Annotated in this window: 1 pseudogene; it reads left to right on the plus strand. The window is 74.7% G+C overall.

Features of this window, described 5'->3' with window-relative positions:
* Positions 1-57: 57 nt before the first annotated feature.
* A pseudogene (locus IO24_RS47645) lies at positions 58-13,738 on the plus strand (type I polyketide synthase); the annotation flags it as partial.

The following is a 13,738-nucleotide window of genomic DNA, read 5'->3' on the forward strand; positions in this document are numbered from 1 at the left end:
CACCGCGAGCGGTTCTGGCTGCTGCCCGGCACCGCCGACCGGAACGTCGGCGCGGCGGGCCTGCTGGACGGCGACCACCCGCTGCTGATGGCCGCCGCCGAACTCCCCGACTCCGACGGGCTGCTCTTCACCGGCCGGCTGTCCCTGGACACCCACCCATGGCTCGCCGACCACCAGGTCCTCGGCCAGGCCCTGCTGCCCGGCACCGCCTTCGTCGACATGGCCCTGCACGCCGCGACCGCCGCGGGCTGCGACCACATCGCCGAACTCACCGTCGAGGCGCCGCTCGTGCTGCCCGAGCACGGCGGTGTCCGCCTGCGGGTAGCCGTCGCCGCCCCGGACGCCACCGGCCACCGACCGGTCAGCGTGCACTCCCGCGCCGAGCAGGACAACGCCGACGCCCCCTGGATCCAGCACGCCACCTGCCTGCTGGGCAGCGCGCCGCCCGGCGCCCTCCCCGCACCGCCCGTCCCGTGGCCGCCGCAGGATGCGACCGCCGTCCCGCTGAGCGGTTTCTACACCGCGCTCGCCGACCTCGGGTACGTCTACGGACCCGAGTTCCGCGGCCTGCGCGGCGCCTGGCGCCGGGACACCGGCACCCCCGGGCGCACCGAGGTGTTCGCCGAGGTCACCCTGGACGGGGCGCAGCGCGCCGAGGCCGGCCGCTTCGGCATCCACCCCGCCCTGCTGGACGCCGCCCTGCACGCCGCCCTGCTCGACAGCGTCGGCGACGACACCGACACGCACGGCGCGGCCCCGCGGCTGCCCTTCGCGTTCAGCGGCGTCACCCTGCACTCCACCGGCGCCGACACCCTCCGTGTCCGCATCGCGTCCGGCGACCGCGCCGACGGCGCCGCGCTGACGGTCACCGCCACCGACCCGCTGGGCCGGCCGGTGGCCGTGATCGACTCGCTGGTGATGCGCCCGGTCACCGCCGACCGGCTGCGCTCCGCCGCCACCCGCTCGCTCTACCAGGTGGAGTGGGTCCCGCCGCAGACCACGGCCCCCCGCCTGGCCCCCGCCTCCTGGGCCGTCCTCGGCCCCGTGGCGGAGGACCTGGGCACCGCTCTCGCCGAGGCCGACGCGACCGTGGCGAGCCACCCCGACCTCGCCGCCCTGCGGCGGACCCTCGACTCCGGCGCCCCGTCCCCGGACGTCCTGCTGACCCTGCGCACCGCCGACGGGCACCCGGACACCGACGGGCCCGCCACCGCGGCCCGCGCCGGCACCGCCGATCTGCTGGCACTCGTCCAGGAGCTGCTGGCCGACCCCCGGCTCGCCGCGACCACGCTCGTGGTCGCCACCCGCGGCGCGATCGGCACCCGCCCCGAGGAACCCGTCACCGACCTGACGCACGCGCCGCTGTGGGGCCTGATCCGCTCGGCGCAAACCGAACACCCCGGCCGATTCGTCCTCGTCGACCTCGACACGGACGCCCGGTCGACGGTGGCGCTGCCCACCGCGGTCGCCTCCGGCGAGCCCCAACTCGCCCTGCGCTCCGGCACCCTCACCATCCCCCGGCTCACCGCGGCCCCGCCGGCCGGCCCCGGCACCCCGCTCCTCGACCCGGACGGCACGGTGCTCGTCACCGGCGCCACCGGCACCCTCGGACGGCTCGTCGCCCGCCACCTGGTCACCGAGCACGGCGCCCGGCATCTGCTCCTCACCGGCCGCCGCGGCCTCGACGCGCCCGGCATGCCCGGCTTCCGCGACGAACTGCGCGCCCTCGGCGCCGACGCCACCGTCGCCGCCTGCGACATCGCCGACCGCGACGCCCTGGCCTCGCTCCTCGCCCGGATCCCCGCCGCGCGCCCGCTGACCGCGGTCGTGCACACCGCGGGCCTGACCGACGACGGCGTCATCGAGGCCCTGACGCCCGGACGGGTCGACCAGGTGATGCGCCCCAAGACGGACGGCGCGTGGAACCTCCACCAGCTCACCCAGGACGCGAACCTCGCCGCGTTCGTGCTGTTCTCCTCCGTCAACGGGCAGCTCGGTGGCCCCGGCCAGGCCAACTACGCCGCCGCCAACACCTTCACCGACGCCCTCGCCCACACCCGCCGCGCCCAGGGCCTGCCCGCCACGGCGCCCGCATGGGGACTCTGGGAGCAGGCCTCCGCCATGACCGGCGAGCTGGCCGGGACCGACCTGCACCGGATGGCCCGCTCCGGCATACAGCCCATCCCCACCGAGCAGGGGCTGGCCCTGTTCGACATGGCCGTACGCCACGACCGCGCCCTGCTGGTGCCCGCCCGCCTCGACCTCGCCGGACTGCGCGCCCAGGCCGCCACCAGGCCCGTACCCGCCCTGCTGCGGCACCTCGTGCGGCCCGCCGCCCCGGCGCGCCCCGCCGCACCCGACGCCACCGACGCTCCGGGGTCCCTGGCCGGACGGCTCGCGTCCCTGCCCGAGGCGGAACAGCACCGCACCCTGCTCACCCTGGTGCGCGAGCAGGTGGCCGCCGTCCTCGGCCACGGGTCGGCCGACGCCGTCGGAGCCGAGCAGGCCTTCAAGGACCTCGGCTACGACTCGCTGACCGCGATCGAACTCCGCAACCAGCTGGGCACCGCGGTCGGACTGCGGCTGCCACCCACCGTGGTCTTCGACCACCCCACCCCGCTAGCCGTCGCCCGCCACCTGCACCGTGAACTGCTGCGCGACCGGGTGCCGGAGGCCGAGCCGCAGCAGGCGAAGGCGGATCCGGACGAGCCGATCGCCATCGTCGGCATGGCCTGCCGCTATCCCGGTGGCGTCAACTCCCCCGAGGAGCTGTGGCGGCTGATCGTCTCCGAACTGGAGGGCATCGGCGAGTTCCCCGCCGACCGCGGCTGGGACCTGGACAACCTGTACCACCCGGATCCCGACCACCACGGCACCTCCTACACCCGCTCCGGCGGATTCCTGTACGACGCCGGGCACTTCGACGCCGGACTGTTCGGCATCAGCCCGCGTGAGGCGCTGGCGATGGACCCGCAGCAGCGGCTGCTGCTGGAGACCTCCTGGGAGGTCTTCGAACGGGCGGGCCTCGACCCCACCGCCCTCAAGGGCAGCCGGACCGGTGTCTTCGCCGGGCTCATGTACCACGACTACGCCGCCCACTCCGCCGGACTCTCCGGTGAGGCCGAGGGCTACACGGTCACCGGCACGGCGGGCAGCGTGCTCTCCGGCCGGGTCTCCTACACCTTCGGCCTGGAGGGCCCGGCGGTGACCGTCGACACGGCCTGCTCCTCCTCCCTGGTGGCCCTGCATCTGGCCGCTCAGGCGCTGCGGCAGGGCGAGTGCGAACTGGCGCTGGCCGGTGGTGTCACCGTGATGGCAACGCCCTCCACCTTCGTGGAGTTCTCGCGTCAGCGCGGTCTCGCCGCCGACGGTCGCTGCAAGTCCTTCGCCAAGGACGCGGACGGCACCGGCTGGTCCGAGGGCGTCGGCATCCTTCTCGTGGAGCGGCTGTCGGACGCCCGGCGCAACGGCCACCAGGTGCTCGCGGTGCTCCGCGGCTCGGCCGTCAACCAGGACGGCGCGTCGAACGGCCTCACGGCACCCAACGGCCCCTCGCAGCAGCGGGTCATCCGCCAGGCCCTGTCCGGCGCGGGCCTGCCCGCCGCCGATGTCGACGTGGTCGAGGCACACGGCACGGGGACCCGGCTCGGCGACCCCATCGAGGTGCAGGCGCTGCTGGCCACGTACGGCCAGGGACGGCCCGAGGGCCGTCCGCTGTGGCTGGGGTCGGTGAAGTCCAACCTCGGGCACACCCAGGCCGCCGCCGGTGTCGCCGGTGTGATCAAGATGGTCATGGCGATGCGGCACGGAGTGCTGCCGCGCACTCTCCACGTCGACGAACCGACCCCCCAGGTCGACTGGTCGATGGGTGCGGTGGAACTGCTCACCGAGACCCGGGACTGGCCGGCCCTCGACCGGCCGCGCCGGGCGGCCGTCTCCTCCTTCGGCATCGGCGGCACCAACGCCCACGCCGTCCTCGAACAGGCACCGCCCGCCGACGAACCCACCGGCCCGGCCCGCGTCACCACCCCGGTCGTGCCGTGGCTGCTGTCGGCGGCCACCGCGTCGGGACTCGCGGGCCAGGCCAGGCGACTGCTCTCCCGCACCCGGGCCGCGGACACCCCCGAAACGGCCGACGTCGCCCTCACTCTGGCCACGGCCCGCGCGGCCCTGGACCACCGCGCCGTCGTCGTCGCCGACGACCGGAGTGCTTTCCTCACCGCGCTGACCGCCCTCGCGGAGGGCCGCGAGGCCCCCGGCGTGCTGCGGGGCATCGCCTCCGAGCCGGGCCGGGTCGGTTTCCTGTTCACGGGGCAGGGGGCGCAGCGGGCGGGTATGGGCCGGGAGTTGTATGGGGCGTTTCCGGTGTTCGCGGAGGCGTTCGATGCGGTGTGTGCGCGGTTCGACGGGGAGCTGGACCGGCCGCTGAAGGACGTGATCTTCGAGGACGCGGCCGCGCTGGATCAGACGGTGTACACGCAGGCGGCTCTGTTCGCTCTTGAGGTCGGGTTGTCGTGTCGATCGCCGCCGTCAACGGGCCCGAGTCCGTGGTGATTTCGGGTGATGAACGCCAAGTCCTCGAGATATCCGAGCGGTTCGCCGAGCAGGGTCGCAAGACCAAGCGGCTCACGGTCTCGCACGCTTTTCATTCGCCGCTCATGGAGCCGATGCTGGCGGAGTTCCGCCGGGTCGCCGAAGGACTGTCGTATCAGGCGCCGCGTATTGCGGTCGTATCCAATGTCACCGGTGCAACGGCGGGCGCCGAGGATTTGCGCGACCCGGAATACTGGGTACGGCATGTGCGCGAGGCGGTGCGATTCGCCGACGGTATGCGGACGTTGGCCGAACAGGGTGTGCGGACCCTCATCGAGCTGGGGCCGGAAGGTGTTCTCTCCGCGATGGGACAGGACGCCGGCGACGCGCAGTTCGTGCCCGCGCTGCGATCCGGCAGCCCCGAGGCGCAGACCCTGACCGCGGCCGTCGCGCACGCCCACGTCCGGGGCGTTCCCGTCGACTGGGCGGCCTTCTTCGCCGGACGCGGGGCGCGGCCGGTTCAGCTGCCGACGTACGCCTTCCAGCGGGAGCGGTACTGGCCCGAGCGCACCCCGGCGGCGGACACCGCCGACCCGGCGGACGCCGCGTTCTGGGACGCCGTCGAGCGCGCCGACGCCGGGACGGTCGCCGAGGTGCTGGAACTGGCCGAGGACGACCGGGCGTCGCTGACAGCGGCGCTCCCGGCACTGGCCTCGTGGCGCAGGCGGCACCGGACCCGGCACGTCGCCGACTCCTGGCGGTACCGGATCGCCTGGCAGCCCCTGGCGGACGGCCCGGAACCGGTACTGAGCGGCACCTGGCTGGCGGTGCTCCCGCAGGGCCTGGAGGGCCACCCGTGGGCGGCCGGATGCCTGCGGTCGCTGACCGTGCGAGGTGCCCGGACGCTGCCGATCGTGGTCGGCACGGCCGACGGCGAACGCGCGCCGCTCGCCGAGCGCATCGCCTCCGCCGTCGCCGAGACGGACGGACCCGTCGCCGGTGTCGTCTCCCTGCTGGCGCTCGCCGACGCACCGCACGCACAGCAACCGGCCGTCTCACAGGGCCTCGCCGCGACCCTCGCCCTGGTACAGGCGCTGGGCGACGCCGAGGTGGCGGCGCCGCTGTGGTGCCTGACGACCGGCGCGGTCTCGACCAGCCCCGCCGACCGCCCCGCCCACCCCGGACAGGCACAGATCTGGGGCCTGGGCCGGGTCATCGCGCTGGAGCACCCGGACCGCTGGGGCGGCCTGGTGGACCTGCCCGAGACCCCGGACGAGCGGTCCCTGACCCGTCTGACAGCCGCCCTCTCGGACCCGGCCTTCGAGGACCAACTGGCCGTACGCGCCTCGGGGACGGCCGTACGGCGCCTCACCCGCGCGCCGCGCGAGACAGCCGACGCCACGCCGTGGCAGCCGCACGGCACCGTGCTGGTGACCGGTGGCACCGGCGCGCTGGGCGCCGAAGTCGCCCGCTGGCTGGCCCGCGACGGGGCCGGGCACCTGCTGCTCACCAGCAGGCGCGGCCCGGCCGCGGACGGCGCCGCCGAACTCCGCGACGAACTGATCGCACTCGGCGCCGACGTGACGATCGCGGCCTGTGACGCGGCCGACCGGACGGCCCTCGCCGCCCTGCTCGCCGCCGTGCCCGCCGAACAGCCCCTGACCGCGGTGGTCCACGCGGCCGGAGTGCTGGACGACGGTGTGCTGGACGGGCAGACGCCCGAACGGTTCGCACGAGTGCTGCGGCCCAAGGCCGACGCGGCACGCAACCTGCACGAGCTGACTGCGGACCACGACCTGGCCGCGTTCGTGCTGTTCTCCTCCGTGGCCGGCACGCTGGGCAACGCCGGACAGGCCAACTACGCGGCCGCCAACGCCTACCTGGACGCCCTCGCCGAGCAGCGCCGTGCCGACGGCCTGCCCGCCACCACGATCGCCTGGGGCCCCTGGGCCGGGGCGGGCATGGCCGCCGCCGAAGACCCGGACGGCGACCGCCTGCGCCGCATCGGGCTCGCGCCCATGGACCGGGACACCGCTGTCGAGGCGCTGCGCCGGACCGTCGAGGGCGGTGCGGCGGTGACCGCCGTCGCCGACATCGACTGGGCCCGGTTCGCGGAGGTGTTCGCCGCACAGCGGCCGAGCGCCCTGCTGAGCGACCTCCCGGAGGCCCGTGGGCACCTGGCCGGCAGCGGCGGGCAGGTCACGGACCAGGCCGCCGAATGGCGGCTGCGGATCGCCGCGCTGCCCGAGAACGAACGCGAACCCGCCCTCCTGGAGCTGGTCCGCGAGCAGGTCGCGCTCGTCCTCGGACACGCCTCGGCGGCGGCGGTCCCCGCCGACAAGGCGTTCAAGGACACCGGCTTCGACTCGCTGGCAGCCGTCCAGCTGCGCAACCGGCTCGGCCAGGTCACCGGTCTGCGACTGCCCGCCACCCTGGTCTTCGACCACCCCACCCCGACCGCCCTGGCCCGCTTCCTGACGGCGGAGTCGGCCGGTTCCACGACCGCCGTGACCGTGCCGCAGGCCGCCGTCGCCGCCGCCGGGACGGAACCGATCGCGATCGTCGCCATGGCGTGCCGCTACCCGGGCGCAGCGGCCTCCCCGGAAGAGCTGTGGCGACTGGTCACGGACGGCGCCGACGCGATCTCCGGCTTCCCGACAGCCCGCGTGAGGCGCTGGCGATGGACCCGCAGCAGCGGCTGCTGCTGGAGACCTCCTGGGAAGCCTTCGAACGGGCGGGCATCGACCCGACCGGCCTCAAGGGCAGCCAGACCGGCATCTTCGCCGGCATCAGCAACCAGGACTACGGCGTCCTGTCCAGCGCCTCCACGGACGCCGCCGAGGGCTATATCGGCACCGGCAGCGCGGGCAGCGTGCTCTCCGGACGCGTCGCCTACACCTTCGGCTTCGAAGGCCCGGCGGTCACCGTCGACACCGCCTGCTCCTCCTCGCTGGTCGCCCTGCACCTGGCGGCCCAGGCCCTGCGCTCGGGGGAGTGCTCCCTGGCGCTGGCCGGCGGCGTGACCGTTCTGTCCACGCCCGGGCTGTTCATCGAGTTCTCCCGCCAGCGCGGACTCTCCCCGGACGGCCGTTGCAAGGCCTTCGCGGCCGGAGCGGACGGCACCGGCTGGGGTGAGGGTGTGGGCATGCTGCTGGTGGAGCGGCTGTCGGACGCCGAGCGGAACGGGCATCCGGTGCTGGCGGTGCTGCGGGGCAGCGCGATCAACCAGGACGGTGCGTCCAACGGGCTGACGGCGCCGAACGGCCCGTCGCAGCAACGGGTGATCCGGCAGGCGCTGGCGAACGCCCGGCTGACGGCGGCCGAGGTGGACGCGGTCGAGGCGCACGGCACGGGGACGACGCTGGGCGACCCGATCGAGGCGCAGGCCCTGCTCACCACGTACGGCCAGGACCGGCCCGGGGACCGGCCGTTGTGGCTGGGATCGGTGAAGTCGAACATCGGGCACACGCAGGCCGCCGCCGGTGTCGCCGGTGTCATCAAGATGGTGATGGCGATGCGGCACGGTGAACTCCCGCGCACACTGCACGTGGACGAGCCGTCCCCGCACGTCGACTGGTCCTCCGGCGCCGTCGCGCTGCTGACGCGGAACACGCCGTGGCCCCAGGGCGAGCGGCCCCGCCGCGCCGGCGTCTCCTCCTTCGGAGTCAGCGGCACCAACGCCCACGTCATCGTCGAGCAGGCGCCCGAGCCGGAACCGGCCGCACCCGCCGACGACCGCCCGGAGCCGGCCCCGCAGGACCGGCCGACCGCATGGCTGCTGTCCGCCGCCGACGACGCGGCGCTGCGCCGGCAGGCCGAGCGCCTGCTGGACCGTATGAGCACCGAACCGGCTCCCGCGGCCACGGACGTGGCGCACGCCCTGTTCGCCGGCCGGGCCGCCCTGGAACACCGGGCGGCGGTCGTGGCCGAGCGGCACGAGGACTTCCTCGCCGGCCTGCGCGCCCTCGCCGAGGGCGGCACCGCACCGAACCTGGTCCGGGGCACCGCCGGACCGGGCGGCAAGGTCGTCTTCGTCTTCCCCGGGCAGGGCGCCCAGTGGGCCGGCATGGCCCGCGAGCTGATGGCGTCCTCGGACGTGTTCCGCGAGAAGCTGCTGGCCTGCGAGGAGGCGCTGGCACCGTTCGTCGACTGGTCCCTGGGGGACGTACTGGGCGAGACGCGGGACGCGCCCTCCCTGGACCGTGTCGACGTCGTGCAGCCGGTGCTGTTCGCGGTGATGGTGTCCCTCGCCGCACTGTGGCGCTCCTGCGGTGTGCACCCCGACGCGGTGATCGGCCACTCCCAGGGCGAGATCGCCGCGGCCCACGTGGCCGGGGCGCTGACTCTGGAGGACGCCGCGCGCGTCGTCGCGCTGCGCAGCCGGGCCCTGGTGGCGCTGGCCGGGCAGGGCGGCATGATGTCCGTGGCGCTGCCGGAGGCGGAACTCGGCCCGTGGCTGGCGCCGTGGGGCGACCGGCTCGCCGTCGCCGCGCTCAACGGGCCCGGCTCGGTCGTGCTCGCCGGTGACCCCGACGCTTTGGACGGGCTGCACGCCGAGCTGAGTGCCGCCGACATCCGGGCCCGCCGCATCCCGGTCGACTACGCCTCGCACAGCCCCCAGGTCGAGGCGATCCGCGCCGAACTACTGGAGCTGCTGGCCCCCCTCACACCGGTCGCGTCCCGCGTGCCGTTCCACTCCACGGTGACCGGCGAGCGCGTCGACACCACCGGCCTGGGCGCGGCGTACTGGTACACCAATCTGCGGCAGACCGTGCAGTTCGCCCCCACCGTCCGCGCGTTGCTCGACTCGGGACACCGCGCGTTCATCGAGATGAGCCCGCACCCGGTTCTGGGCATGGCCCTCCAGGAAACCCTCGACGAGGGCGACGAGCCGGTGCGCGACGGCACGGTGGTGGGCTCACTCCGCCGTGACCAGGGTGGCCTGGACCGTTTCCTCACCTCGCTCGCCGAGGCCTACGTCCGCGGTACCGGGGCCGACTGGCCGGCCGTGCTCGGCGGACCCGCCCGGCAGCGGGTGGACCTGCCGACCTACGCCTTCCAGCGGGAACGTTTCTGGCCCACGCCCGCCCCGGTGACGGCGACCGCGGCCGACCCGACCGAGGCCCGCTTCTGGGAGGCCGTCGAGCAGGAGGACCTGGCGGCCCTCGCCGACGCGTTGCGCGTCGGGGAGACCGGCGACCGCTCCGCGCTGGCGACCATGCTGCCCGTCCTGTCGTCCTGGCGACGACAGCGCCAGGAGCGCACCACCGTCGACGGCTGGCGCTACCGGGTCGACTGGCAGCGCCTGCCCGAACCGTCCCCGCGCCCGCTGACCGGAACCTGGCTGCTGCTCGTGCCGCCGGGCCCGGAGGCACGGCGCGTCGCGGACGCCCTCGCCGACCTGGCGCCCCGTACCGTCCAGGTGACCGTCACTGACCGCGACGGCGACCGCGCGGCGCTCACCGCACGGCTGCGGGACGCGCTGCCCGAGGACGGTACGGCCGACGGCGTGCTGTCGCTGCTCGCCCTCGACGAGACCGCCCACCCGCGCCACCCCGCACTGCCGCTCGGCCAGGCCCTCACCGTGTCCCTGATCCAGGCACTCGGCGACCTGGGCGTCGGCGCACCGCTGTGGTGCGCCACCCGCGGCGCCGTCCAAGCGGCCCCGTCCGACCCGGTGGCCGCCCCCCTCCAGGCGCTGACCTGGGGACTGGGCCGGGTGATGGGCCTGGAGCACCCCAAGCGCTGGGGCGGCCTGGTGGACCTGCCCGACCTGCTCGACGAGCGGATACGCACCCGGCTGCGCGGCCTCCTGGCCGACCCGGGCGACGAGGACCAGCTGGCGATCCGCGCCTCCGGCATCCACGCCTGCAGGCTGGTCCCCGCCACCGGCACGGCCGGCGGCCGACCCTGGCGGCCCTCCGGGACCGTGCTCGTCACCGGCGGCACGGGCGCCCTCGGCAGCCAGGTCGCCCGCTGGCTGGCCCGCACCGGCGCCGACCATGTCGTCCTGGTCAGCCGCGCCGGGCGCGCCGCCCCGGACGCCGGCGAGCTGGAGACCGAACTGACCGAACTCGGCTGTCAGGTCACCCTGGCCGCCTGCGACGTCACCGATCGCACGGCCCTGGAAGCGCTGCTCGCGGACGTCGAACGCGACCACCCGCTGACGGCCGTGTTCCACACCGCGGGCGTCAACCGCCTGTCCACCCTGGAGGAACTGAAGCACGCCGAGCTGGCCCAGGTGGCCGGCGCCAAGGTCCACGGTGCCGCCCTCCTCGACGAACTCCTCCACGACCGCCCCCTCGACGCGTTCGTGCTGTTCTCCTCCATCGCCGGAGTCTGGGGCAGCGCCGAACACGCCGCATACGCGGCCGCCAACGCCTGCCTCGACGCGCTGGCCGGTCACCGCCGGGCGCGCGGACTGCCGGCCACCTCGGTGGCCTGGGGGCCGTGGGCCGAACGCGGCATGGTCGCCGACCACGTCGCCGAAGGCACCCTCGACCGGCGCGGACTCCCGCTGCTGCCGCCCAAGCTGGCGATCGAGGCACTGCAACAACTCCTGGACCGGGACGAGACCTTCCCGGTGGTCGCCGACGTCGACTGGAAACGGTTCGCCGCCGCCTTCACCGCGGCCCGCCCCAGTCCGCTGCTCGACGGCATCCCGGAGGTGCGCGCCCTGCTCGCCGCCGACGCCGCACCCGACGGCGACGAAGAGGGCGGCAGCCCGTTGCGGCGCCGCCTGGCCGGACTCACCGCCGCCCAGCGCAAGCGGGCCCTGGTGGACCTGGTCCGCGACGTGGTCGCGACCGTGCTGGGCCGCGGCGACGCCCGGGCCGTCGATGTGAACCGCCCGTTCAAGGACGTGGGTTTCGACTCGCTGACCGCGGTGGAGCTCCGCAACCGGCTGGGCGAGGCCACCGGCCTGCGGCTGCCCGTCACCGCCGTCTTCGACCATCCGACACCGGCAGTGCTCGCGGAGTTCCTGCGCGACCAACTCCTCGGCACACAGGCGGAACCGGATGCGCCCGGGGGGCCGGCGGACGAGGCGGAGACCCGGCGCCTGCTCACCACCATCCCGCTCGCCCGTCTCCAGGAGTCCGGCCTGCTGGACACCCTGCTGAAGCTGGCGGACGACACCGGCATCCCCGACGAGACAGCGCCCGAGCCGGTGGACGAGGACACGGCCGGCGAGATCGATCTGATGGACGTCGAGGGGCTCATCCAGCTGGCGCTCGACACCCCCGACTCTTGATGACGCTCGAAGTGTGAGGCCAAGGACATGACTGCATCCACCGACAAGGTCGTTGAAGCGCTGCGAGCGTCCCTGAAGGAGACCGAGCGTCTGCGGCAGCAGAACCGGGAACTCGTGGCGGCCGCGCACGAACCCATCGCCATCGTGGGCATGGCCTGCCGCTACCCCGGCGGGGTCACCTCCCCGGAAGACCTGTGGCGACTGGTCACCTCCGGCGGCGACGGGATCTCCGGGCTGCCCACCGACCGCGGCTGGGACCTGGAGAGCCTGTACGACCCCGACCCGGCGACCTCGGGCACCACCTACGTCCGCGAGGGTGGTTTCCTCCACGACGCCGGAGACTTCGACCCCGGACTCTTCGGCATCAGCCCGCGTGAAGCCCTGGCCATGGACCCGCAGCAGCGGCTGCTGCTCGAGACCTCCTGGGAAGCCCTGGAACGGGCGGGGATCAACCCCGCTGCCCTCAAGGGCAGCCGCACCGGAGTCTTCGCCGGAGCCAGCCACCAGTACTACGGTCCCAGGCTCCACGAACCGGCCGAAGGCGTCGAGGGACACCTGCTCACCGGCAGCGCGACCAGTGTGCTGTCCGGCCGCGTCGCCTACACCCTGGGCCTGGAGGGCCCGGCGGTGACCGTCGACACCGCCTGCTCGTCCTCCCTCGTCGCCCTGCATCTCGCCGCGCAGGCACTGCGCTCGGGGGAGTGCACGCTCGCCCTGGCCGGTGGCGTCGCCGTGATGGCGACCCCCGGCCCGCTGGTGGAGTTCTCCCGTCAGCGCGGCCTGGCCAAGGACGGCCGCTGCAAGGCGTTCTCGGCGGACGCTGACGGTATGGGCATGGCCGAGGGCGTGGGCATGCTGTTGCTGGAGCGGTTGTCGGACGCGCGGCGCCATGGTCACCGGGTGCTTGCGGTGGTGCGGGGCAGTGCGGTCAACCAGGACGGTGCGTCGAACGGTCTGACGGCGCCGAACGGTCCGTCGCAGCAGCGGGTGATCCGGCAGGCGCTGGCGAACGCCGGGCTGACGGCGGCCGAGGTGGACGCGGTCGAGGCGCACGGTACGGGCACCCGGCTGGGTGACCCGATCGAGGCGCAGGCCCTCTTCGCCACGTACGGGCAGGGACGTGAAGAGCCCCTGTGGCTGGGGTCGGTGAAGTCCAACATCGGGCACACCCAGGCCGCGGCGGGTGTGGCCGGTGTGATCAAGATGGTGCTGGCGATGCGGCACGGCGTACTGCCGCAGACCCTGCACGCCGCCGAACGCACCACGCAGGTCGACTGGTCCGCGGGCGCGGTCGAGCTGCTGGCCGAGGCGCGGGAGTGGCCGGAGAGCGGGCGACCCCGCCGGGCCGCCGTGTCCTCCTTCGGCATCAGCGGCACCAACGCCCACACGATCGTGGAACAGGCCCCCGAGCCGGGCTCCACCGACACCAGGCCCGAAAAAGCCGACCCGGTCCGCACGGTCGTGGTGCCCTGGGTGCTGTCCGGCCGGACCGAGGCAGCCCTGCGTGCCCAGGCCCAGCGCCTCGCCGAGCACGTGTGCGCCCGGCCCGAGGACGGACCGGCCGACATCGCCCTCTCCCTGGCCACATCCCGGTCGGCCCTGGAACACCGGGCCGCCGTGATAGCCGGGAACAGGGACGAACTCCTGGCCGGGCTGGAGGCGTTGGCCGAGGACCGGCAGACCCCCGCGCTCCGCCGCGGAGTGGCCCAGGGAGAGAGCCCGCTCGGGCCGCGTTTGTGGCGGGGGTGTGGTCGCTGGAGGACGCGTGTGTCCTGGTTGCGGCACGCGGCCGTCTGATGCAGGCGCTGCCCGCCGGTGGTGCGATGGTCGCGGTGCAGGCGAGCGAGGCAGAGGTCGCCGAGGCGCTCGGTGGCCTGGACGCGTTGTCGATCGCCGCCGTCAACGGGCCGACCTCCGTGGTGATATCGGGCGATGAACACCAAGTCCTGGAGA

Origin of the sequence: Streptomyces flavovariabilis (assembly GCF_000725785.1) — a bacterium.
In the GTDB taxonomy this organism is placed as follows: Bacteria; Actinomycetota; Actinomycetes; order Streptomycetales; family Streptomycetaceae; genus Streptomyces; species Streptomyces hawaiiensis.